Raw genomic sequence first — 22,299 nt, 5'->3', positions numbered from 1 at the left:
TGCCTACGACTGCTGCGCAGTCGAGCGGGAGCAAGCTCCCTCGCCACAGATCGGATCAGGCTTGGGATTTTCGTGCGGCAGCCTGCTGGCAGATGATCCGACGGCGCTCATCATCGGCCGAGCGCCATTCGCGAATATCCTCGACATGGCGGAAGCAGCCGAGACAAACCTTCTGTTCATCCAGCCGGCACACGCCGCTGCACGGCGAAGGCACGGCCGGGCTGATGTTGCTGTAAAGCGGCTTTGGCGGACGAACAGGTGCGGTGTCAGTCACGAAATCACAGACCTTCGAAATCGAATTCGACACCAGCTTGCTGCTTGACGATGCGCTCGAGCATCTCGCCCAGTTGCTCTTCGCTCTTGTCGCACATCCAGCGCTCGCTCTCTTCGTCGTAGTCGAAGTGGAAACCGCCGGAGACCGCCGCCAACCACAGCTGACGCAACGGCTCCTGACGACTGAAGATCAGCTGCGTGCCGTTTTCAAACTTCACAGTCAGTACACCGGCCGAGCTTTCCAGGTCGATATCCAGGTCGCTTTCGTCAAAGATGTCCTCCAGTTTTTCCTGGGTTTCATCGACCAGATCGTGGAAACGCGCTTCGGACAAACTCATTGTGGCAACCTCAAAAAATGTCTGATCAGGCTCAAGCGCCGCAAGATACGGACGCTGCCGGCCGATTGCAAAGGATAACGACCAAGGGCCTGCCGGCCCATCAACACCAAACCCTGTGGGAGCGAGCTTGCTCGCGAAAGCGGTGTGTCTGGCAGCAGACATATCGGATGTGCCGGCCTCTTCGCGAGCAGGCTCGCTCCCACAAGGCTCCAGGTGTATCCAGCAGCCCCGCCGGACGGGAACCCCCTCGCATAGGCAAGCTGCCGGGTGGCCGGTATACTCCGGCGCAATTAACGCATTTTCAAGGATTTCGCCATGAAGCGCCTGATCTCTTCCCTTGCTGCGCTCGTCGCGGTTGCCTGCCTCGTTTCCGCCTGTGGTCAAAAAGGCCCGCTGTACCTGCCGGATGACGATCAGGACCCGGCCGAGCAAGCCAAGTCGTCGCAACAACAACCTGCCTCCAAGGCGCACAAGCACGACGTTTACCAATAAGGGATCGCCATGGACGCTTTTAACTACCGTGGCGGGGAGCTGTTCGCGGAAGGTGTGGCCCTGTCCGCCATCGCCGACCGCTTCGGCACGCCCACTTATGTCTACTCGCGTGCGCACATCGAAGCCCAATATCTGGCCTACGCCGATGCGCTGGCCGGCATGCCGCACCTGGTCTGCTACGCAGTCAAGGCCAACTCCAACCTCGGCGTGCTGAATGTCCTGGCCCGGCTCGGCGCCGGTTTCGACATCGTTTCCCGTGGCGAGCTGGAACGTGTGCTGGCCGCTGGCGGCAGCGCCGACAAGATCGTGTTCTCCGGCGTCGGCAAGACCCGTGACGACATGCGTCGCGCGTTGGAAGTCGGCGTGCACTGCTTCAACGTCGAATCCACCGACGAGCTCGAGCGCCTGCAAGTCGTGGCTGCCGAGCTGGGTGTTCGCGCACCGGTTTCGCTGCGCGTGAACCCGGACGTCGACGCCGGCACCCACCCGTACATTTCCACCGGTCTCAAAGAGAACAAGTTCGGCATCGCCATTGCCGACGCCGAAGACGTGTACGTGCGTGCCGCGCACCTGCCGAACCTGGAAGTGATCGGTGTCGACTGCCACATCGGCTCGCAACTGACCACCCTGCCACCGTTCCTCGATGCCCTCGACCGTCTGCTGGATCTGGTCGACCGCCTCGGCGATTGCGGCATTCACCTGCGCCACATCGATCTCGGTGGTGGCCTGGGCGTGCGTTATCGCGATGAGGAGCCGCCACTGGCCGGCGACTACATCAAGGCCGTACGCGAGCGTCTGAACGGCCGTGACCTGGCACTGGTGTTCGAACCTGGCCGCTTCATCGTCGCCAACGCTGGCGTGCTGCTGACTCAGGTCGAGTACCTCAAGCACACCGAACACAAGGATTTCGCCATCGTCGACGCGGCGATGAACGACCTGATCCGCCCGGCGCTGTATCAGGCCTGGATGGACATCACCGCGGTCAAGCCGCGCGACAGCGCCGCACGCCAGTACGACGTGGTCGGCCCGATCTGTGAAACCGGCGACTTCCTCGCCAAGGATCGTGAGCTGGCGCTGGAAGAAGGCGACCTGCTGGCCGTGCATTCGGCCGGTGCCTACGGCTTCGTGATGAGTTCCAACTACAACACCCGTGGCCGTGCCGCTGAAGTGTTGGTAGACGGTGATCAGGTTTTTGAAGTGCGCCGCCGCGAAACCGTGGCCGAGCTGTTTGCCGGCGAAAGCCTGCTGCCGGAGTAACCCATGCTGCTGCGTTTTACCAAAATGCACGGCCTGGGCAATGACTTCATGGTTCTCGACCTGGTCAGCCAGCACGCGCATATTCAGCCCAAGCACGCCAAGCAATGGGGCGACCGGCACACCGGTATCGGTTTCGACCAGTTGCTGATCGTCGAAGCGCCGAGCAACCCGGACGTGGATTTCCGTTACCGGATCTTCAACTCCGATGGCTCGGAAGTGGAACAGTGCGGCAACGGTGCACGCTGCTTCGCGCGCTTCGTTCTGGACAAGCGCCTGACGGCCAAACGGCAGATTCGCGTCGAGACCAAGGGCGGCATCATCGAGCTGGACGTGCGTAACGACGGCCAGATCGGGGTCAACATGGGCGCGCCGCGCCTGGTGCCGGCGGACATTCCGTTCGAAGCGCCGGCGCAGGCTACCAGCTATCAACTGGAGGTCGACGGCACCACGGTCGAGCTGGCCGCCGTTTCGATGGGCAATCCCCATGCGGTGCTGCGCGTACAGGACATCAACAACGCACCGGTGCATGAACTGGGGCCGAAAATCGAACACCACCCGCGCTTCCCGGCGCGGGTCAATGTCGGTTTCATCCAGGTCATCGACCGCAACCGTGCGCAGTTGCGCGTCTGGGAACGCGGCGCCGGGGAAACTCAGGCCTGTGGCACCGGCGCCTGCGCCGCCGCTGTAGCTGCAATCAGTCAGGGGTGGATGGATTCGCCGCTGATGATCGACCTGCCCGGCGGGCGTCTGTCCATTGAATGGGCAGGCCCTGGCCAACCGGTGCTGATGACCGGCCCGGCAGTGCGTGTATACGAAGGACAAGTGCGTCTTTGAGTGAGCAGAAGCCATGACCGATAAGCCTCAGGTACCCGCCCGACAGTCCGACGAATCAGCGTCCGAGAGCCTGGAGGCGGCAGCGGTTGCCGCATACCTCGAGGCTCATCCGGACTTCTTCGTCGAGCACGAAGAACTGCTGCCCGCCCTGCGCATTCCGCATCAGCGCGGTGACACCGTATCGCTGGTCGAACGGCAGATGAGCATCCTGCGCGACCGCAACATCGAGATGCGGCATCGCCTCTCGCAGTTGATGGACGTCGCCCGCGACAACGACCGCCTGTTCGACAAGACCCGCCGCCTGATCCTGTCTCTGATGGATGCCGCCAGCCTCGAAGACGTGGTGATCAGCGTCGAAGACAGCCTGCGTCAGGATTTCCAGGTGCCTTTTGTCAGCCTGATCTTGCTCGGCGACAACCCGGCGCCGGTTGGCCGCTGGGTGACCCATGCCGACGCGCAGACCGCCATCGGCGGTCTGCTCACCGAAGGCAAGAGCGTCAGCGGCACCCTGCGTGAACATGAGCTGGACTTCCTGTTCGGCGAAGAACAGCGTAAGCAGATCGGCTCCACAGCGGTGGTCGCGGTCAGTCATCAAGGCATCCACGGCATTCTGGCAATCGCCAGCCGTGATCCGCAGCACTACAAGAGTTCGGTGGGCACGCTGTTCCTCAGCTACATCGCCGAAGTCATGGGCCGCGTGCTGCCACGGGTCAACAGTTCCCTGCGCTCGGTACGCTGAGCATGGAACGACAACTGGACGCTTACTGCGAACACCTGCGCAGTGAGCGACAGGTGTCGCCGCACACCCTGTCGGCCTATCGCCGCGACCTCGATAAAGTCCTCGGCTGGTGCCTCAAGCAGAACATCGGCAGTTGGGCGGCGCTGGATATTCAGCGTCTGCGCAGCCTGATCGCCCGCCTGCATGCCCAGGGGCAGTCGTCGCGCAGCCTCGCCCGATTACTTTCAGCGGTGCGCGGGCTCTATCACTATCTGAATCGCGAAGGCCTGTGCGACCACGACCCGGCGACCGGTCTGGCGCCGCCGAAAGGCGAGCGGCGCCTGCCAAAAACCCTCGACACCGACCGTGCGTTGCAACTGCTTGAAGGTGCGGTCGAGGACGATTTTCTCGCCCGTCGTGATCAGGCGATTCTCGAACTGTTCTATTCCTCGGGCCTGCGCCTGTCCGAGCTGACCGGGCTCAATCTCGATCAGCTGGATCTGGCCGACGGCATGGTTCAGGTGCTCGGCAAGGGCAGCAAGACCCGTCTGCTGCCGGTCGGCAAAAAGGCTCGCGAAGCACTCGAGCAATGGCTGCCGCTGCGGGCCATGACCAACCCGGCCGACGACGCCGTGTTCGTCAGTCAGCAAGGCCGGCGCCTCGGCCCGCGGGCGATTCAGGTGCGAGTGAAACTGGCCGGCGAGCGCGAACTGGGGCAGAACCTGCACCCGCACATGCTGCGGCACTCCTTCGCCAGCCACTTGCTGGAATCCTCGCAGGATCTGCGCGCGGTGCAGGAACTGCTCGGCCACTCGGACATCAAGACCACGCAGATCTACACCCACCTGGACTTCCAGCACCTGGCGGCGGTCTACGACAGCGCCCATCCACGGGCCAAACGCAGCAAAGGCGACGATTCATGAACATCCAGTTGATCACCTTCGACCTCGACGACACCCTGTGGGACACCGCCCCGGTGATCGTCAGCGCCGAAGCGGTATTGCGCCAGTGGTTGAGCGAACACGCACCCAATCTGGGCGCGGTGCCGGTGGAGCATCTGTGGGCGATTCGCGAGCGGGTGCTGGCTAGCGAACCGGGCCTCAAACATCGCATCAGCGCGTTGCGTCGGCGCGTGCTGTTCCACGCGCTGGAAGAAGCCGGGTACGCCCACGGCGAAGCTTCCGATCTGGCCGACAAGAGTTTTGAAGTGTTCCTGCACGCGCGGCACCAGATCACGGTATTTCCCGAGGTCGAACCGACTCTGGAAATCCTCGCCAACCACTACGCCCTCGGCGTGGTCACCAACGGCAATGCCGACGTGCGTCGATTGGGCCTGGCGGATTACTTCAAGTTTGCGTTGTGCGCGGAAGACATCGGCATCGCCAAGCCGGATGTGCGGCTGTTTCACGAGGCGTTGCAGCGTGGTGGTGTGAGCGCTGACCTGGCGGTACACATTGGTGATCATCCCGGCGATGACATTGCCGGGGCGCAGCAGGCAGGCATGCGCGCGATCTGGTTCAACCCGGCGGGCAAGGTCTGGGAAGCCGAGCGCCTGCCGGACGCCGAGATCCGTAGCCTGACTGATTTGCCGGCGGTACTGGCGCGCTGGAATGCCCTCTCGAACTGATCCACTATCCCCTGTGGGAGCGGGCTTGCTCGCGAAGAGGCCGTGTCAGCCGACATATAATTTGAATGACACACCGCCTTCGCGAGCAAGCCCGCTCCCACAGGGGATTGCCTGCATCCATGACTTTATTTCAGGCATGAAAAAGCCCGCAGCGACGGCGGGCTTTTTCAGCAAGCAAGCGGCACGCCTCAGATAGGGCGGCTGCCGTACTTGTTGTCCGGCTTCTTGGGCGGATCGGCGACCACGTTGGCCTCTACTTCCTGCACCTTGCCGCCGCGCGCAAGGAATTCTTCCATGGCCTTGGCCAGGGCGTCGCGCTCCTTGTTCTTGGCTTCGATGCTCGGCAATTCGTCGATCGACACCGCAGCCTTGGCTTTGCCTTTGGCAGCCGGGGCCGGCGTATCGTCACCGCCATCGTCGTCAGCAACGTCTTCCGCTGCTGCTTCCAGGCCTTCCTCGGCCTCGTCTTCGTCGCCTACTTCGAGGTCGTCGTTTTCCAGATCATCGTCGCTCATGTTCTACCTCATGACTTGCGAAAAGCAGATTAGTTATAGACCAGCTTTGGCGACTGTCGAAAGTCGCCGTAAAAAAATCGGTAACCGCTGGTGACCAACGGTTTACGCCCCTTCACCGTGCAGGGTGGCGAGGACTTTACGGGCACCGCCATGATCACGGTGCTCGCCCAGATAAACGCCTTGCCAGGTGCCCAGAGCCAGTCGCCCTGCCGAAACCGGCAGACTGATCTGGCAGCCAAGTACGCTGGCCTTGAAGTGCGCCGGGAGGTCGTCCAGGCCTTCGTCGTTATGCTCATAGCCGTCTGTTCCTTGTGGGATCAGACGATTGAAAAATCGTTCGAAGTCGCGACGGACCGCCGGATCGGCGTTCTCGTTGATGGTCAACGACGCCGAGGTATGCTGCAGCCACAAATGCAACAGACCGACCCGGCACGCCTTGAGTTCAGGCAGGCCGGCGAGTAACTCGTCCGTTACCAGATGAAAGCCCCGGGGCCGTGCCCGCAGGGTTATCAGAGTCTGTTGCCACATACAGTTCTCCGCACGTTCGGGGCGCATTCTAGCGCGCTCTGGGAAAAAACAAAGGCCCTAATATTCCTGCAATGATGTAAGCCATTGGCCGCAGAAAAACGCTTGTCGTAAACACGACCAAAGCCGTACGAAAAATCCTTTCAGCCACTACCTGAATGACAAATTCCAGACAAAAAAATGCCCGGCAAGCCGGGCAAGTTTTTTCGATGCGCGTACTTACAGGTTGTAGCCGCGTTCGTTGTGTTGTGCCAGGTCCAGACCCACTGCCTCTTCTTCCTCGGTGGCACGCAGGCCCATGACCACGTCCAGTACCTTGAGGATGATGAAGGTGACGATCGCGGTGTAGATCACCGTGAAGCCGACGCCTTTGCACTGAATCCACACTTGCGAAGCGATGTCGGTCACGGTGCCGAAGCCACCCAGCGCCGGCGCGGCGAACACGCCGGTGAGAATCGCGCCGAGGATGCCGCCGATACCGTGCACGCCGAAGGCATCCAGGGAGTCGTCGTAACCGAGTTTGCGTTTCAGCGTGGTCGCGCAGAAGAAGCACACCACACCGGCCGCCAGACCGATGATCAGCGAGCCCATCGGGCCCACGGTACCGGCTGCCGGCGTGATTGCCACCAGACCTGCAACCACACCCGAGGCAATGCCCAGTGCGCTAGGTTTGCCGTGGGTGATCCACTCGGCGAACATCCAGCCCAATGCTGCAGCAGCGGTAGCGATCTGAGTCACCAGCATCGCCATGCCGGCAGTGCCGTTGGCGGCCGCGGCGGAACCGGCGTTGAAGCCGAACCAGCCGACCCACAGCATCGCCGCGCCCATCAGGGTGTAACCAAGGTTGTGCGGTGCCATCGGGGTGGTCGGGAAGCCTTTGCGCTTGCCCAGCACCAGGCACGCCACCAGACCGGCGATACCGGCGTTGATGTGAACCACGGTGCCGCCGGCGAAATCGAGCACGCCCCAGTCGCCCAGCAGCGAACCCGGACCGCTCCAGACCATGTGCGCGATCGGCGCATACACCAGAGTGAACCAGACGCCCATGAACACCAGCATCGCGGAGAACTTCATGCGCTCGGCGAAGGCACCGACGATCAGCGCCGGGGTGATGATGGCGAAGGTCATTTGATAAGTGACGAACACCGCTTCAGGGAACAGTGCTGCCGGGCCGGTAATGCTGGCAGGCGTGATGCCCGCGAGGAAGGCCTTGGCAAAGCTGCCGACGAAGGAGTTCAGGTTGACGACGTTGGCTTCCATCCCGGTGGTGTCGAACGCCATGCTGTAGCCATAAAGGAACCACAGGATGGTGACCAGGCCGGTAATGGCGAAGCACTGCATCATCACCGAAAGAATGTTTTTTGACCGCACCATGCCGCCGTAGAACAGCGCGAGGCCCGGAATGGTCATGAACAGCACGAGGGCTGTGGAGGTCAGCATCCAGGCGGTGTCGCCGGAATTGAGGACTGGAGGCGCCACCGGATCTGCCGCCATAGCCAGGCCGGGCATTACGATGGACAACAGGGCGCCTAGCCCTGCGAATTTACGCAGAGTCATATTGTTTTCTCCTGGGGCGTTGGGTTTGTGGCGGCGTTTAGATCGCGTCGGTATCGGTTTCGCCGGTACGGATGCGGATCGCCTGTTCCAGATTGACCACGAAGATCTTGCCGTCACCGATCTTGCCGGTGTTGGCAGCCTTGGTGATCGCCTCGATCACCCGATCCAGATCCTTGTCGTCGATGGCAACGTCGATTTTCACCTTGGGCAGAAAATCGACCACATACTCCGCGCCGCGATACAGCTCGGTGTGACCCTTCTGCCGGCCGAAGCCTTTGACTTCAGTGACGGTAATGCCCTGCACGCCGATTTCGGACAGCGACTCGCGCACGTCGTCCAACTTGAACGGCTTGATGATGGCAGTGACTAGCTTCATGAAACTCTCTCCCGAATTGGTGGACTTGCCCCAGGAAAACAAACCCGACTCAAGTCTAAGCGCAGTGCCTGGCTTTGTAACGCATCGTCGGCCTTACCTGCCCGACTGACGCCAGCTAACCGCTGCCGGCGAAACTCCCCGTCCCGCCTGCCGCACTGCATTCGTCACAGCGACTGCATCAGTGCATGGGTCACTACCGACTAAGCAGAAAGCTTGCCATCTCGCCAAATTCCCCTGATTTCAATCCCTTGGCCGCAGCCGCAGGCGCTCGCGCACAAAACCCGCGATGGATACGCACAACAACGGTGCGCTGCCGTCCGTCCGCTTGCGCGAAAAGCGTGCATCCATGCCTGCGCAAATGACTATAGACACTGCGTGATACACTGCCCGCCATTGTTTACAGGACATCCACCATGCTCGCGCCCAAAGACTTCCTCGACGCCCTGAGCGGCACTGCCTCCCGCCTGTTCAGCGGTGACACCCCGCTGCCGAAAGCCGAAATCGAAAGCCAGTTCAAGATGCTGTTGCAAAGTGCATTCAGCAAACTGGATCTGGTGAGCCGGGAAGAGTTTGACAGTCAGATGGTCGTACTGGCCCGTACCCGCGCTCGCCTCGAGAGCCTCGAAGCGAAAGTTGCCGAGATGGAAGCGAAGCTGACGCCGCCTGCGGAATAACAATCCCGAGTAGAAATGCCTTCAAGTTTGCGAAGAGAAGTTAAACCGCTCCTGCCAAAGCAGGAGCGGTTTCCGTCAGATCAATCCTTACAACGAATTATTCCAACGGTCTCGCAGAAACTCGTACAGGCGAAAAGCCCATAACGCGATTCTGACGAGGCGCCACATATGTTTAAGAAACTTAGACATATTTTGGCCCTCCTTGCGTGGGGCCAAACCTCCGATGCACTTTCCGGCGTACGAACACCTTCGGGACTACACGTGAGTGTGTCCGCCAAGGCGGCCGGGTGTGAGTCCCCCAAAAAAAGCACCGGCACGGGTCTCACACCGCGTCGAGGAACATGAAGTCTTTGCGCTCCCGGCCACACTTCGCGAATACTCCATGAGTGGGCATCGTCATTGCGGATTTTATGAGCGCCCTTAGAAAAGCGATTTAAACAACTTGTATCAAGTCGTTAGGCAAGTGCTGACAACATTACCGTTGCGCCCGTTCAAGCCCTTTTGATACTTGCGCCAATGAGCAAACATGCATAACCTGATTTCACGTGAGTGTGTCCGCAAAGGATACGCAGGCCTTGGCCTCACCGAAGCCTGCAAACTGAAAACCGTCTCCTCAAGGCGGTTTTTTTTCGCCTCGAGATTGGTTGACCACTTTCCCGCAACATCCAGTGAAAGTTCGCCCCCGCCTGATCGCCCTTCCCCAACTACCCTTCAAAAACCCGCAGGAAGCGGTCCCCGATTCAGCTCAAGGAACGACCATGTCCCTCTCCATCGTCCACAGTCGCGCCCAGATTGGCGTCGATGCCCCCGCCGTCACCGTCGAAGTCCATCTCGCTAACGGTCTGCCCTCGCTGACCATGGTCGGCCTGCCGGAAGCGGCGGTGAAGGAGAGCAAGGACCGGGTGCGCAGCGCGATCATCAATTCCGGGCTGCAGTTTCCGGCGCGGCGGATCACCTTGAATCTGGCGCCGGCGGATTTGCCCAAGGATGGCGGACGGTTTGATCTGGCGATTGCCTTGGGGATTCTATCGGCGAGTGTGCAGGTGCCGTGTCTGACACTCGATGATGTGGAATGCCTCGGTGAGCTGGCGTTGTCCGGCGCGGTAAGGCCGGTGCGCGGGGTGTTGCCGGCGGCACTGGCGGCGCGCAAGGCCGGGCGGGCACTGGTGGTACCGCGGGCGAATGCCGAGGAGGCGTGCCTGGCTTCGGGCCTGAAGGTGTTTGCGGTGGACCATCTGCTGGAGGCGGTGGCGCATTTCAATGGGCACACGCCAGTCGAGCCTTATGTATCGGACGGGCTGATCCATGCCGCCAAACCTTATCCCGACCTCAATGAAGTGCAAGGTCAGATGGCCGCGAAACGGGCGCTGCTGATTGCGGCGGCGGGCGCGCACAACCTGTTGTTCAGCGGGCCACCGGGGACGGGCAAGACCTTGCTGGCGAGTCGCTTGCCGGGGCTGCTGCCGCCACTATCCGAATGCGAAGCCCTGGAAGTGGCAGCGATTCAATCGGTCGCCAGCGGCGTGCCGCTGACCCATTGGCCGCAGCGACCGTTTCGCCAGCCGCACCACTCGGCATCCGGTCCGGCGCTGGTCGGTGGCAGCTCCAAACCGCAACCCGGCGAGATCACCCTCGCACATCACGGTGTGCTGTTTCTCGATGAATTGCCGGAGTTTGATCGCAAGGTGCTGGAGGTGCTGCGCGAGCCGATGGAGTCCGGACATATCGTGATCGCCCGAGCCAAGGATCGCGTGCGCTTTCCGGCGCGATTTCAGTTAGTGGCGGCCATGAATCCGTGTCCCTGTGGATATCTTGGCGAGCCGAGTGGCAAGTGTTCGTGCACGCCGGACATGGTTCAGCGCTACCGCAACAAGCTGTCGGGGCCATTACTGGATCGGATCGACTTGCACCTGACGGTGGCGCGGGAGGCGACAGCGTTGAATCCTACGGTGAAGCCGGGCGAAGACAGTGCCACTGCCGCGGAACGTGTCGCCGAGGCGCGGGAACGGCAGCTGAAACGCCAGTCCTGCGCCAATGCCTTTCTTGATCTGCCGGGGCTGAAACGCCACTGCAGGTTATCCACAGCCGATGAGACCTGGCTGGAATCGGCCTGCGAACGGTTGATCTTGTCACTGCGCTCGGCACATCGGTTGCTCAAAGTCGCCAGAACCCTGGCCGACCTTGAGCAAGTCGATGCAATCCGCCGTGAGCATCTGGCCGAGGCGCTGCAGTATCGGCCGGCGACGCCTTAATGCTCGGTCAGATCAACCAGCGGCGTCTGCCGCACTTCGGTTTCACGCCCGGCCTGAATTTCGGTCACGTGCTTCAACGCATTATCCACAGCGCCTTTGTCCGCCAGCAGGCTGTAGCTGATCTGGAACTGTTGACTGGCCTTTGGCGCAATGGTCGGCACCAGATTCAACGGACGCTGATAGCGGCGGTTGTAGGAAAAACTGGTACCCGGCTCAAGGCCCGTTACATAGCCCTGCCCTTGAGTGTCGGTGTTTTTCCACAGGGAAAATACCGGCAGTTGCTGCGTATTGAAGCCAACAGAGACACCGAGGCTGCCAGCCTTGTTATGCAACACAGCCAGGGTTTCGCCCTTAGCGTCCGCATAAGGCACGACGTTGTAGACGGTTTCGTCGTAATCCCTGGTCGGCCCGCGATACGTCTGCCAATCCGCCAACTCGGCCTTGGCCTTGTCGTTGAAGGGCGAGACCTGCTTCACCGGCGCCGCGAACCGGGCGCCCTGTTCAAGGAACGGCGTACTGAAGTTGCTGTGATACAGCGCCTGGTATTCCTTCGGATAATCGCCGTTGTTGGTCAGCGTATCGTTGAGGGCGAAACGCACGCTACCGGGCTCGGTGACCAGTTCGGTGACGACCGAGAAGTCGACTTTCTTGAACGCCTGCTCTTTCAGTTCGCCGCGCAGACTGATGGCGTAGGGTGGTTTTTCGTCAATGTGCAGGGTGACGCTGCTGGCCGGGATGTTGGCGGCGCGCCCGTGCAGAGTCAGCAACTCACCATTGTCCATGCCGGGATGGCCGACCCATTCATAACCGCAGCGGGCCACCAGCTCGTTGAAGCCTTCCAGCCAACCCAGGCCACCGCGTCCGTTGAGTTCGATGAAAGCCGGGTTGACCACTTCCTTGACCGGCGAATCCCAGCCCATGCGCACACTACCAACAGAGGCTTGCAGGACATTCATGCCACGGGTCGGTACCACCGAGAGTTTCATCGTGCCGTTATCGATATCGACGATGCTGACACCTTCCTGTCGCCCGCCGTGCAATGTGCGCAGACTCACGGAGAAAGGCTTGTCGGTTTTCACCCCGAGCTGCTCACTGGTGATGCTCCAGTTTTGCGCGGGTTTGTTGGTGTCGAGAAGTACGTAATCCCAAGCCATGGCATGGGAAGCAGCGGACAGTGCGCCGAGGGCGACGGAAAGTTTGAGCGGGGTCATGGCAGCAGCCTTTATTGGAGTTGTGCCATTTTTATAGCGCTGCGGAAACGTTTCAGCAAGAAAAGATGAGAGACATATAGGGTGATTTGCCATGGAACGGCGGCGTTACATTCGCGAGCAGGCTCGCTCCCACAGAGTATTCGGGTGCTCAAACGATTTATGAGCTACCCCGAAAACTGTGGGAGCGAGCCTGCTCGCGAAAGCTATATCAAGGCTGTATCAACGGAAGCGATCAACCTCGGAACGCAAATCCGCCGCCAGCTTCTCCAGCTCTTTGGCGGTGACCGCAAGGTTGGAAACCACTTCACGCTGCTCGCTGTTGGCCAGCGCAATGCTCTGCAGATTGCTGCTCAGCAAAGTAGCCGTGCTGCTCTGCTCCTGCGTCGCCGTGGTAATCGCCGCGAACTGCTGGCCGGCAGAACGGCTCTGTTCATCAATCCGCGCCAGCGCCGATGCCACATTGGCGTTGCGCGACAGGCCTTCCTGCATCAACAGGTTGCCCTGCTCCATGGTGCTGATGGCGTTGCCGGTTTCCTGCTGGATGCTGTGAATCATCCCGGAAATTTCGTCAGTCGCCTGACGGGTGCGCGACGCCAGGTTGCGCACCTCATCGGCCACCACGGCGAAGCCACGACCCTGTTCACCGGCACGCGCAGCTTCGATGGCCGCGTTGAGCGCCAACAGGTTGGTCTGTTCGGCAATCGAGGTGATAACGCTGACGATGCCGCCGATTTCCTGGGAGCGCTGACCGAGGGTGTTGATCACCGTGGCCGTGGTGTTCAGCGCGCCGGCAATTTGCTCCAGCGAGGACGACGCCTCTTGCATCGAGGTGCGACCGATCTGGGTCTGCTGGGCATTTTCCTGAGCCAGACGCTGGGTGTTGCCCATGTTGTCGGCGATGTTCAGCGAGGTGGCGCTGAACTCTTCCACGGCGCCGGCCATGCTGGTGATTTCGCCCGACTGCTGCTCCATGCCTTCATAAGCACCACCGGACAAACCGGACAGCGCCTGGGCCCGGCTGTTGACCTCTTCCGAGGAGCGGCGGATATGCTCGACCATGGTCGACAACGCCTGGCTCATCTGGTTGAACGCGCGGGCCAATTGACCGATTTCATCGTGGCTCGACACATTCAGGCGCACGCTCAGATCACCGGCGCCCAAGGCTTCGGCCTGACGCACCAGGTCGCCCAGCGGTTGCAGCTTGCTGCGCAGCAGCCACATCGCCGCGCCCACCGCGATCAGCATCGCCAGCAGACTGCCAATGGCCAGTTGGATGCCGACACTCCAGGTCACCGCGCGAATCTCGGACTTCGGCATGCTCGCCACCACCGACCACGGGCCGCCCTCGAACGGCACCGCAATGCTGTAGAAATCTTCGCCGCTGTCGCTCCAGAACTGACCCTTGCCCGGGGTCTTGGCCAGGCCGTTGATCACCGGCACCGCTTGATCCAGCGCCTGCACCCCCGCCGGCGCCACCAGCCATTTGTTTTGCTCATCCAGCAACGCCAGCGAACCGTTCTGACCGATACGGAAGCGCTTGAGATTGGCGAACTGGGCGTTCTGCGCATCGGTGTAGTCGAAACCGACGAACAACACCGCAATCACCTTGCCGCTGCCATCGCGCACCGGGGTGTACTGAGTCATGTAGGAGCGATCGAACAGCAAGGCGCGACCGACGTAACCCTGCCCCGCCATCAACTTCGCGTAAGCCGGGTGCGCGTGATCGAGCAAGGTGCCGATGGCGCGGGTGCCGTCCTGTTTGGTCAGGGAGGTGCTGACCCGCACGAAGTCTTCGCCGCTACGCACGAACAGCGTGGCGACGCCGGCAGTCATCTGCTTGAACTCGTCAACTTCCTTGAAGTTGTTGTTCAACACTTCGCTGCCCAGGTGCAGGCCCGGGGTTTGAGTGCCTGCAACCGTCACCGGCTCTTCCGGGTGAATGCTCAGGCCCGCGCTGAAGCGCTTCTCGAACAGCCCGCTCAGGCGCTGGGTGCTTTCGCGCAGCGTGCCGTGGAAGGTGCTCAGTTGGTCGGCCAGCAGCCGCGCCTCACTGGCGAGGTGCTCTTCACGGGTGGCGAGGTTGGCGGTATCCAGCGAACGCAGGGCAAACACCGTACTGCCGCTGATGACAATCGCCAGTATCACAGCGAGCGCAAGGCCCAGCTGCGAGGCGATCCGGGCGCGAGGTTGAGACATGGACAGCTCCTGGCCGAGCCACCGGATCCTCCTTGATCGCAGCACTTGCTCGGAAAATTCTAATAATGGGGGTGAAATCGTGGCGACCGGCACGACGGTTCCACATGCTCATTTTCGGCGGTGAAACCGAATACTTGAGTAAATAGCGGGGTTATGGCGCAAGGCCGGCATTGTGCGGGCTCGAACGTTTCAGCTCAAGCGCTTGACCAGCGGCAACGCCATAGCGCGCACTTCGCCTTGCAGGAAGTCGCTGAGGCGGCGCAAACGTTCACCTCCCGGACGGGTTTTCGGCCACACCAGGTAATAATTCAGTCCGCTGGCGACCGCGGTCGGCCATGGCAGGCTCAGTCTGCCTTGCGCCACATCTTCGGCGACCATCAGCAAATCGCCCATCGACACCCCGTAGCCTCGGGCTGCGGCGATCATCCCCAGTTCCAGGGTATCGAACACCTGTCCGCCCTTGAGCGAGATCTGATCGGACAGACCCATGTGCTCCAGCCAACTGCGCCAGTCGCGCCGATCCGGAGTCGGGTGCAACAGTTCGGTGGACGCCAGACGCGCAACATCCCACGGCTGGTCGTTCAGCAGATTGGGCGCGCCCACCGGTATCAGCTCTTCCGGGAATAGCAGGCTGGCTTCCCAGTCCGGCGGGAAATGCCCATCACTGAGCAGCACAGCGCAGTCGAACGGCTCGTTGTTGAAGTCCACCGAATCCACGTCCATCCAGGCGCTGGTCAGTTGCACCTCGTTACCCGGTTGCAGATGGCGGAAGCGGCTGAGGCGCGCCAGCAGCCAGCGCATGGTCAGGGTAGACGGCGCTTTCATGCGCAGGATGTCGTCTTCGGCGCGCAAGGTGTTGCAGGCGCGCTCAAGGGCCGCGAAGCCGTCGCGGATTCCGGGCAACAGCATCCGCGCCGATTCCGTCAGTTGCAGGTTGCGCCCGCTGCGATGAAACAGCTTGCAGGCGAAATGCTCTTCCAGTGTCTTGATGTGCCGGCTGACTGCACTCTGGGTGATCGACAACTCCTCGGCCGCGCGGGTGAACGAGCTGTGCCGCGCCGCCGCTTCGAATGCGCGCAGGGCATACAACGGAGGAAGACGACGGGACATTCGCAGAGCTCCTATAGCGGGTTACGGCCAACCCGGCAGAATCTTCTCATGATGAGTTTTAATCATGCTAACCATCCTTTTTATCCCTTTGTGCAAACCTTGCCAAGCGCCGAGAATCGTCGGCTCTCTGTTCCCTCTTTGAATGAGTGGTGATGACCATGCAGCATCCCGTGCGTACCGAACTCTGGGCCATCCTGCGGCTGGCCGGGCCGCTGATTGCCTCGCAGTTGGCGCACATGCTGATGGTGCTGACCGACACCTTGATGATGGCGCGCCTCAGTCCCGAAGCCCTGGCCGGGGGCGGACTGGGGGCGGCGAGTTATTCGTTCGTGTCGATCTTCTGCATCGGTGTGATTGCAGCGGTCGGCACGCTGGTGGCGATCCGTAAGGGCGCGGGCGACATCATCGGCGCGGCCCGCCTGACCCAGGCCGGGTTGTGGCTGGCATGGCTGATGGCGCTCGGCGCCGCACTGCTGCTGTGGAACCTGAAACCGGTGTTGCTGCTGTTCGGCCAGACCGAAACCAACGTCCATGCCGCCGGGCAATTCCTCATTGCCCTGCCCTTCGCCCTGCCCGGCTACCTGAGCTTCATGGCCCTGCGCGGCTTCACCAGTGCGATTGGCCGGGCGACCCCGGTGATGGTCATCAGCCTCGGCGGCACCGTCGCCAACTTCCTGCTCAATTACGCACTGATCACCGGGATGTTCGGCCTGCCGAATCTGGGGCTGACCGGCATCGGTCTGGTCACGGCAATCGTTGCCAACTGCATGGCGCTGGCGCTCGCGTGGCACATCCGCCGGCATCCGGCCTACGACGCCTACCCGTTGCGCGCCGGTCTGTCGCGACCCAATCGTCAATATCTGCAAGAGCTGTGGCGCCTCGGCCTGCCGATTGGCGGCACCTATGCCGTGGAAGTCGGCTTGTTCGCCTTCGCCGCGCTGTGCATGGGCACCATGGGCAGCACGCAACTGGGCGCCCATCAAATCGCCCTGCAGATCGTTTCGGTGGCGTTCATGGTGCCGGCGGGGATGTCCTATGCGATCACCATGCGCGTCGGCCAGCATTATGGCGCCGGGCAACTGAGCGATGCGCGAATGTCCGGACGGGTCGGCATTGTTTTCGGTGCGGTGGTGATGCTGGGTTTTGCCATGGTGTTCTGGCTGCTGCCGAATCAACTGGTCGGGTTGTTCCTCGATCACAACAATCCGGCGTTTGCCGAGGTGATTCGCCTGGCGGTGAGTCTGTTGGCGGTGGCGGCGTGGTTCGAGCTGTTCGACGGCACGCAGACGATTGCCATGGGCTGTATCCGCGGGCTCAAGGACGCGAAAACCACGTTCCTGGTCGGGCTCGGTTGCTATTGGCTGATTGGCGCACCGGCGGCGTGGTGGATGGCGTTCCACCTGAACTGGGGGCCGACGGGCGTGTGGTGGGGTCTGGCGCTGGGCCTGGCCTGTGCGGCAGTGAGCCTGACCCTGGCGTTTGAATGGAAGATGAAGCGGATGATTCGGTTGGAGCCTGCATCAGCAGATCAGTACACAATCGCTCAGGCAGACTGAGATTCCCTTGTGGGAGCGGGCTTGCTCGCGAAAGCGCTGGGTCAGACAGCACATGCCTGGACTGACACGGCGCCTTCGCGAGCAAGCCCGCTCCCACAGGGGTCATGCATTCACCCGGAAATGGTGTTCAGCTCACAAATTCCAGTGATGACTGCTGGCTGGCCCCAAACGTCAGGTACTCAACCAACTCCGCCAATGGCAACGGCCGGCTGATCAGATAACCCTGCACCTGATCACAGCCAAACCCGCGCAGCAGATCCAGCTGCTCCGGCGTCTCCACTCCCTCGGCCACCACTTCCAGGTGCAGGTTGTGCGCGAGGTTGATCATCGCATGCACCAGTTTGCGGTTCTCTTCGCGTTGCTCCATACCGCCGACAAAGCTCTTGTCGATCTTCAGCAGCGTGATCGGCAGGCTGTTGAGGTGCACGAACGAGGAGAACCCGGTGCCGAAGTCATCCAGCGAGAAACGCACGCCGAGGCGGCCGAGGGCGTCCATGGTCTGCTTGACCAGGTCGCTGCGGCGCATCACGGCGGTTTCGGTGAGTTCAAATTCCAGCCACTGCGCCTCGACCCCGCGCTCGGCAATCAGCCGGCTGAGCGTCGGCAGCAACTGGCTGTCCTGAAACTGGCGGAACGACAGGTTGATCGCCATATGCAGCGCCGGCAGCCCGCGCTCGCGCAGTGCCTGCATGTCGCGCAACGCGCGGGAAATCACCCAGTAGCCCAGCGGCACGATCAAACCACTCTGCTCGGCCAGCGGCACGAATTCGCTCGGTGGCAGCAGCCCGCGCTCGCCATGGCGCCAGCGCACCAAGGCTTCGAGGCCGACGATCTGCCCGTCTGCAAGATTCAGTCGCGGCTGGTAATGCAGCTCCAGCTCATCGCGACGCAACGCCCGGCGCAGCTCGCTTTCGAGGTCGGCCATGCTCCGGGCGTTGCGATTGATGCGTTCGTTGAAGATATGGAAGGTGCAGCCCTGCGTGCTCTTGGCCTGCTGCATGGCGATGTGCGCGTGCCACATCAGCGGGTCGGCACCACCTTGTGCGCGGGCATGGGCGATACCGAGACTGGAACCGATCAACAGGCTTTCGCCGTCGACCCAATAGGGTTCGGACAAGGCTTCTGTGATGCGTTCGGCCATCCACTCCGCGCGTTGCGGCGCGCGGCGGGTGTCGATCAGCAGGGCAAATTCGTCGCTGCCCAGGCGCGCCAGTTGATCACCGGCCTCCAGCTGACTTTTCAGCCGGGCGACGACTTGCAGGATCAGCCGGTCGCCGGCCTGATGCCCGAGGGCGTCGTTGGCATGACGAAAGTTGTCGAGATCGAGATGTCCGAGGGCCAGACCGCGCCCGTCGTTTTCTGCCAGCCGCGCGGTGAGCAGGGTCTGAAAGCCCTGGCGATTGGCGATGCCGGTCAGCGGATCCTGTTCAGCGAGGCGTTGCAGAGTGTTTTCGAGAACGCCGCGCTCTCGCACATGACGCAGGCAACGGCGCAGCATGCCGGCATCGAGGGCGTCGAACACCAGCCAGTCGCTGACGCCAACGGGCGCAGTGGCCGGTTCGTGTTCCAGCAGCAACACGGTCGGCAGGCTGCAACGGCCCGGGGCCGGCTGCAACGCGGGAACGGTCAACAACACCGCATGACGGTTGTCTTCGAACAGACTGCTGACCGACTCCCAGCTCGGCGCGCTGATCAGCACCGCCGCGCTCCCCATCGGAGCCAGACACTCGCGCAATAACGCTGTCCACGCTGGCTCTTCGGCCAGTAGCAGCAAACGCAAGGGTTCGACAGGCGTAGACAAGCTAGCTCCCTAGACTCTGCAATGATGTGGGCGGGGCATTATGCCGTTGCGATGATCAATGACCAAATGACAACGGTTATCAAACCGTTATTTTGTGTCATGAATGAGTACATTAGCCGCAAAATCACCGCGCATCCTGCGTGAAAGTAACAAAACCGGCAAATTTGAATCGCGTGGTGCGTCACAAGTCGGACAGAGCAGCACAAATCGCTGAGCCTGTTAAAATGCCGGCCCATTTCGTCAACGACTCCCGAATTTTCGTATGTCCCGACTCAATCCCCGGCAGCAAGAAGCCGTGAACTACGTCGGCGGCCCTCTATTGGTGCTCGCCGGCGCTGGCTCCGGCAAGACCAGCGTGATCACCCGTAAGATCGCGCACCTGATCCAGAACTGTGGCATCCGCGCCCAGTACATCGTCGCCATGACCTTTACCAACAAGGCCGCGCGCGAGATGAAGGAGCGGGTCGGCACCCTGCTGCGTGCCGGCGAAGGTCGCGGCCTGACGGTCTGCACCTTCCACAACCTGGGCCTGAACATCATCCGCAAGGAGCATGCGCGGCTGGGCTACAAACCCGGTTTCTCGATCTTCGACGAGACCGACGTCAAAGCCCTGATGACCGACATCATGCAGAAGGAATACGCAGGCGACGACGGCGTCGACGAGATCAAGAACATGATCGGCGCCTGGAAAAACGACCTGATCCTGCCGGCCCAGGCGCTGGAAAACGCGCGCAATCCGAAAGAACAGACTGCCGCCATCGTCTACACCCACTATCAGCGCACGCTCAAGGCGTTCAACGCGGTGGACTTCGACGACCTGATCCTGCTGCCGGTGAAACTCTTCGAAGAGCACGCCGACATCCTCGAAAAGTGGCAGAACAAGGTGCGTTACCTGCTGGTCGACGAATACCAGGACACCAACGCCAGCCAGTACCTGCTGGTGAAGATGCTGATCGGCAAGCGTAACCAGTTCACCGTGGTGGGCGACGACGACCAGTCGATCTATGCCTGGCGTGGTGCACGGCCGGAAAACCTGATGCTGCTCAAGGATGACTACCCGTCGCTGAAAGTGGTGATGCTCGAGCAGAACTACCGCTCCACCAGCCGCATCCTGCGCTGCGCCAACGTGCTGATCTCGAACAACCCGCACGAATTCGAAAAACAGCTGTGGAGCGAGATGGGCCACGGCGACGAGATCCGCGTGATCCGCTGCCGCAACGAGGACGCCGAAGCCGAGCGCGTGGCCATGGAAATCCTCAGCCTGCACTTGCGCACCGACCGCCCGTACAGCGATTTCGCGATCCTCTATCGCGGCAACTACCAGGCCAAGCTGATCGAACTGAAGTTGCAGCACCACCAGGTGCCGTACCGCCTGAGCGGCGGCAACAGCTTCTTTGGGCGTCAGGAAGTGAAGGACTTGATGGCCTACTTCCGCCTGATCGTGAACCCGGACGACGACAACGCCTTCCTGCGCGTGATCAACGTGCCGCGCCGGGAAATCGGCTCGACCACCCTGGAAAAACTCGGCAACTACGCCACCGAACGCAAGATCTCGATGTACGCCGCCACCGATGAAATCGGTCTGGGCGAGCATCTGGACAGCCGCTTCACTGATCGCCTGTCGCGCTTCAAGCGCTTCATGGACAAAGTGCGCGAGCAGTGTGCCGGCGAAGATCCGATCTCGGCGCTGCGCAGCATGGTCATGGACATCGACTACGAGAACTGGCTGCGCACCAACAGTTCCAGCGACAAGGCTGCGGACTACCGGATGAGCAACGTCTGGTTCCTGATCGAAGCCTTGAAGAACACCCTGGAAAAAGACGAAGACGGCGAGATGACCGTCGAGGACGCCATCGGCAAACTGGTCCTGCGCGACATGCTCGAGCGGCAGCAGGAAGAAGAGGACGGCGCCGAAGGCGTGCAGATGATGACCCTGCATGCGTCCAAGGGCCTGGAATTCCCTTACGTGTTCATCATGGGCATGGAAGAGGAAATCCTCCCGCACCGCTCCAGCATCGAAGCCGACACCATCGAAGAGGAACGCCGCCTGGCCTACGTGGGCATCACCCGCGCGCGTCAGACCCTGGCGTTCACCTTCGCCGCCAAGCGCAAGCAGTACGGCGAGATCATCGACTGCGCGCCAAGCCGCTTCCTCGATGAGCTGCCGCCGGACGACCTGGCGTGGGAAGGCAACGACGACACACCGACCGAAGTCAAAGCCGTGCGTGGCAATAGCGCATTGGCTGATATACGCGCGATGTTAAAGCGCTAGAATTGACCACTTTTTTAAAGCTTAGGGCGCACAGGCGCTGAACGAGGACAGCTTCATGGAAGCATTGCACCAGAAAATCCGCGAACAAGGCATCGTGCTTTCCGACCAGGTCCTGAAAGTCGACGCCTTTCTGAACCATCAGATCGACCCGGCCCTGATGAAGCTGATCGGCGACGAATTCGCCACGCTGTTCAAGGATTCGGGCATCACCAAGATCGTCACCATCGAAGCCTCGGGCATTGCCCCGGCGATCATGACCGGTCTGAACCTGGGCGTGCCGGTAATCTTCGCCCGCAAGCAACAGTCCCTGACCCTGACAGAAAACCTGCTGTCGGCGACCGTTTATTCGTTCACCAAAAAGACCGAAAGCACGGTGGCCATCTCGCCACGGCACCTGACCAGCAGCGACCGCGTGCTGATCATCGACGACTTCCTGGCCAACGGTAAGGCCTCGCAGGCGTTGATCTCGATCATCAAGCAGGCTGGCGCCACCGTTGCCGGTCTGGGCATCGTGATCGAGAAGTCGTTCCAGGGCGGCCGGGCCGAACTGGACTCGCAGGGCTACCGCGTTGAATCGCTGGCTCGCGTGAAATCGCTGAAGGATGGCGTCGTTACCTTCATCGAATAAGCCACACCGCATTACCCCCTGTGGGAGCGGGGGTGGGGGGGGGGGGGGGGGGGGGGGGGGGGGGGGAGGTGGGAGGGGGGGGGGGGG

21 protein-coding genes are annotated in these 22,299 nt (G+C 61.4%); 11 read left to right on the top strand and 10 right to left on the bottom strand.

Annotated elements, in window-relative coordinates; genetic code table 11:
• Positions 1–55: 55 nt before the first annotated feature.
• Positions 56–274, bottom strand: a complete 219-nt coding sequence (locus tag AC27VU_RS18620) for a DUF1289 domain-containing protein (protein WP_080593277.1) — start codon at positions 272–274, stop codon at positions 56–58.
• 4 nt (positions 275–278) lie between these two features.
• Complete coding sequence (gene cyaY / locus AC27VU_RS18615) at positions 279–611, bottom strand: iron donor protein CyaY (protein ID WP_003229398.1); 333 nt, start codon at positions 609–611, stop codon at positions 279–281.
• A gap of 315 nt (positions 612–926) precedes the next feature.
• Here cyaY and lptM point away from each other — a divergent pair, with 315 nt between their 5' ends.
• Genes lptM through AC27VU_RS18585 form a run of 6 tightly spaced genes read left to right on the top strand, consistent with a single transcriptional unit; the run spans position 927 to position 5,539 of the window.
• Positions 927–1,103 (top strand): LPS translocon maturation chaperone LptM, encoded by a 177-nt coding sequence (gene lptM, locus AC27VU_RS18610; RefSeq protein ID WP_003229400.1) that lies wholly within the window; start codon positions 927–929, stop codon positions 1,101–1,103.
• A gap of 9 nt (positions 1,104–1,112) precedes the next feature.
• Positions 1,113–2,360, top strand: a complete 1,248-nt coding sequence (gene lysA, locus AC27VU_RS18605) for a diaminopimelate decarboxylase (protein ID WP_003229402.1) — start codon at positions 1,113–1,115, stop codon at positions 2,358–2,360.
• A gap of 3 nt (positions 2,361–2,363) precedes the next feature.
• On the top strand, positions 2,364–3,194 hold the full coding sequence (gene dapF, locus AC27VU_RS18600) for a diaminopimelate epimerase (protein ID WP_488724628.1): 831 nt from the start codon (positions 2,364–2,366) through the stop codon (positions 3,192–3,194).
• A 13-nt stretch (positions 3,195–3,207) separates the two neighbouring features.
• A complete protein-coding gene (locus AC27VU_RS18595) occupies positions 3,208–3,933 on the top strand; it encodes a DUF484 family protein (protein WP_003229406.1) in 726 nt (241 codons plus the stop codon).
• 2 nt (positions 3,934–3,935) lie between these two features.
• Entirely contained in the window at positions 3,936–4,835 is a 900-nt protein-coding gene (gene xerC / locus AC27VU_RS18590; RefSeq protein WP_003229409.1) for a tyrosine recombinase XerC, read from the top strand.
• A complete protein-coding gene (locus AC27VU_RS18585; protein WP_488724627.1) occupies positions 4,832–5,539 on the top strand; it encodes an HAD family hydrolase in 708 nt (235 codons plus the stop codon). The genes xerC and AC27VU_RS18585 overlap by 4 nt, the downstream gene beginning before the upstream one ends.
• Before the next feature lie 188 nt (positions 5,540–5,727).
• On the opposite strand, the gene sutA is transcribed toward AC27VU_RS18585, so the two are convergent.
• From sutA to glnK, 4 genes are all read right to left on the bottom strand, one after another.
• Positions 5,728–6,054 carry a transcriptional regulator SutA gene (gene sutA, locus AC27VU_RS18580; protein ID WP_003229413.1) on the bottom strand — a complete coding sequence of 109 codons (327 nt, stop codon included), beginning with the start codon at positions 6,052–6,054 and terminating at the stop codon, positions 5,728–5,730.
• A 102-nt stretch (positions 6,055–6,156) separates the two neighbouring features.
• Entirely contained in the window at positions 6,157–6,582 is a 426-nt protein-coding gene (locus AC27VU_RS18575) for a secondary thiamine-phosphate synthase enzyme YjbQ (RefSeq protein ID WP_003229414.1), read from the bottom strand.
• 216 nt (positions 6,583–6,798) lie between these two features.
• On the bottom strand, positions 6,799–8,136 hold the full coding sequence (locus tag AC27VU_RS18570; RefSeq protein ID WP_103483682.1) for an ammonium transporter: 1,338 nt from the start codon (positions 8,134–8,136) through the stop codon (positions 6,799–6,801).
• Between the two features lie 37 nt (positions 8,137–8,173).
• Positions 8,174–8,512: a P-II family nitrogen regulator gene (glnK, locus tag AC27VU_RS18565; protein WP_002555808.1), complete on the bottom strand. Its 339-nt coding sequence runs from the start codon at positions 8,510–8,512 to the stop codon at positions 8,174–8,176.
• A gap of 413 nt (positions 8,513–8,925) precedes the next feature.
• Between glnK and AC27VU_RS18560 the strand changes: the two genes are divergently transcribed.
• Together AC27VU_RS18560 and AC27VU_RS18555 are read left to right on the top strand one after the other, a co-directional pair.
• Entirely contained in the window at positions 8,926–9,186 is a 261-nt protein-coding gene (locus AC27VU_RS18560; RefSeq protein ID WP_007920416.1) for an accessory factor UbiK family protein, read from the top strand.
• Positions 9,187–9,944: 758 nt separating this feature from the next.
• Positions 9,945–11,438, top strand: coding sequence for a YifB family Mg chelatase-like AAA ATPase (locus AC27VU_RS18555; protein WP_262141661.1), 1,494 nt, complete (start codon positions 9,945–9,947; stop codon positions 11,436–11,438).
• Here AC27VU_RS18555 and AC27VU_RS18550 read toward each other — a convergent pair.
• The 3 genes from AC27VU_RS18550 to AC27VU_RS18540 all read right to left on the bottom strand — a co-directional run bounded on the left by AC27VU_RS18550 (position 11,435) and on the right by AC27VU_RS18540 (position 15,955).
• Positions 11,435–12,649, bottom strand: coding sequence for an aldose 1-epimerase family protein (locus tag AC27VU_RS18550; protein ID WP_262141660.1), 1,215 nt, complete (start codon positions 12,647–12,649; stop codon positions 11,435–11,437). The two genes, AC27VU_RS18555 and AC27VU_RS18550, sit on opposite strands and share 4 nt — an antisense overlap.
• Positions 12,650–12,868: 219 nt before the next feature.
• Positions 12,869–14,845, bottom strand: a complete 1,977-nt coding sequence (locus AC27VU_RS18545; RefSeq protein ID WP_488724626.1) for a methyl-accepting chemotaxis protein — start codon at positions 14,843–14,845, stop codon at positions 12,869–12,871.
• Positions 14,846–15,034: 189 nt separating this feature from the next.
• The gene (locus AC27VU_RS18540) at positions 15,035–15,955 is read right to left on the bottom strand and encodes a LysR substrate-binding domain-containing protein (protein WP_338800320.1); all 921 of its coding nucleotides are present in this window, start codon (positions 15,953–15,955) and stop codon (positions 15,035–15,037) included.
• Between the two features lie 158 nt (positions 15,956–16,113).
• On the opposite strand from AC27VU_RS18540, the gene AC27VU_RS18535 reads away from it, so the two are divergent.
• Positions 16,114–17,511: a NorM family multidrug efflux MATE transporter gene (locus AC27VU_RS18535; protein ID WP_488724653.1), complete on the top strand. Its 1,398-nt coding sequence runs from the start codon at positions 16,114–16,116 to the stop codon at positions 17,509–17,511.
• A gap of 127 nt (positions 17,512–17,638) precedes the next feature.
• Here AC27VU_RS18535 and AC27VU_RS18530 read toward each other — a convergent pair whose 3' ends face one another.
• Positions 17,639–19,312: a putative bifunctional diguanylate cyclase/phosphodiesterase gene (locus AC27VU_RS18530; protein ID WP_003229436.1), complete on the bottom strand. Its 1,674-nt coding sequence runs from the start codon at positions 19,310–19,312 to the stop codon at positions 17,639–17,641.
• Positions 19,313–19,574: 262 nt separating this feature from the next.
• Between AC27VU_RS18530 and rep the strand changes: the two genes are divergently transcribed.
• A complete protein-coding gene (rep, locus tag AC27VU_RS18525; protein ID WP_027610430.1) occupies positions 19,575–21,584 on the top strand; it encodes a DNA helicase Rep in 2,010 nt (669 codons plus the stop codon).
• Between the two features lie 55 nt (positions 21,585–21,639).
• Positions 21,640–22,212, top strand: a complete 573-nt coding sequence (locus tag AC27VU_RS18520; protein WP_003229440.1) for a xanthine phosphoribosyltransferase — start codon at positions 21,640–21,642, stop codon at positions 22,210–22,212.
• Positions 22,213–22,299 lie beyond the last annotated feature (87 nt).

This window comes from Pseudomonas sp. 14P5.3.2 (genome assembly GCF_057799175.1).
The sequence above is the reverse complement of the archived record's forward strand: the minus strand, read 5'-3'. Positions and strand labels throughout refer to the sequence as shown.

Bases quoted from the DNA above. Each gene is read 5' to 3' on its own strand.
- xerC (WP_003229409.1), top strand. From the start codon at position 3,936: ATGGAACGACAACTGGACGCTTACTGCGAACACCTGCGCAGTGAGCGA.
- AC27VU_RS18575 (WP_003229414.1), bottom strand. From the start codon at position 6,582: ATGTGGCAACAGACTCTGATAACCCTGCGGGCACGGCCCCGGGGCTTT.
- AC27VU_RS18545 (WP_488724626.1), bottom strand. From the start codon at position 14,845: ATGTCTCAACCTCGCGCCCGGATCGCCTCGCAGCTGGGCCTTGCGCTC.
- glnK (WP_002555808.1), bottom strand. From the start codon at position 8,512: ATGAAGCTAGTCACTGCCATCATCAAGCCGTTCAAGTTGGACGACGTG.
- AC27VU_RS18555 (WP_262141661.1), top strand. From the start codon at position 9,945: ATGTCCCTCTCCATCGTCCACAGTCGCGCCCAGATTGGCGTCGATGCC.
- AC27VU_RS18585 (WP_488724627.1), top strand. From the start codon at position 4,832: ATGAACATCCAGTTGATCACCTTCGACCTCGACGACACCCTGTGGGAC.
- AC27VU_RS18535 (WP_488724653.1), top strand. From the start codon at position 16,114: ATGCAGCATCCCGTGCGTACCGAACTCTGGGCCATCCTGCGGCTGGCC.
- AC27VU_RS18540 (WP_338800320.1), bottom strand. From the start codon at position 15,955: ATGTCCCGTCGTCTTCCTCCGTTGTATGCCCTGCGCGCATTCGAAGCG.
- dapF (WP_488724628.1), top strand. From the start codon at position 2,364: ATGCTGCTGCGTTTTACCAAAATGCACGGCCTGGGCAATGACTTCATG.
- lysA (WP_003229402.1), top strand. From the start codon at position 1,113: ATGGACGCTTTTAACTACCGTGGCGGGGAGCTGTTCGCGGAAGGTGTG.
- lptM (WP_003229400.1), top strand. From the start codon at position 927: ATGAAGCGCCTGATCTCTTCCCTTGCTGCGCTCGTCGCGGTTGCCTGC.
- AC27VU_RS18520 (WP_003229440.1), top strand. From the start codon at position 21,640: ATGGAAGCATTGCACCAGAAAATCCGCGAACAAGGCATCGTGCTTTCC.
- AC27VU_RS18550 (WP_262141660.1), bottom strand. From the start codon at position 12,649: ATGACCCCGCTCAAACTTTCCGTCGCCCTCGGCGCACTGTCCGCTGCT.
- cyaY (WP_003229398.1), bottom strand. From the start codon at position 611: ATGAGTTTGTCCGAAGCGCGTTTCCACGATCTGGTCGATGAAACCCAG.
- AC27VU_RS18570 (WP_103483682.1), bottom strand. From the start codon at position 8,136: ATGACTCTGCGTAAATTCGCAGGGCTAGGCGCCCTGTTGTCCATCGTA.
- AC27VU_RS18595 (WP_003229406.1), top strand. From the start codon at position 3,208: ATGACCGATAAGCCTCAGGTACCCGCCCGACAGTCCGACGAATCAGCG.
- AC27VU_RS18560 (WP_007920416.1), top strand. From the start codon at position 8,926: ATGCTCGCGCCCAAAGACTTCCTCGACGCCCTGAGCGGCACTGCCTCC.
- sutA (WP_003229413.1), bottom strand. From the start codon at position 6,054: ATGAGCGACGATGATCTGGAAAACGACGACCTCGAAGTAGGCGACGAA.
- rep (WP_027610430.1), top strand. From the start codon at position 19,575: ATGTCCCGACTCAATCCCCGGCAGCAAGAAGCCGTGAACTACGTCGGC.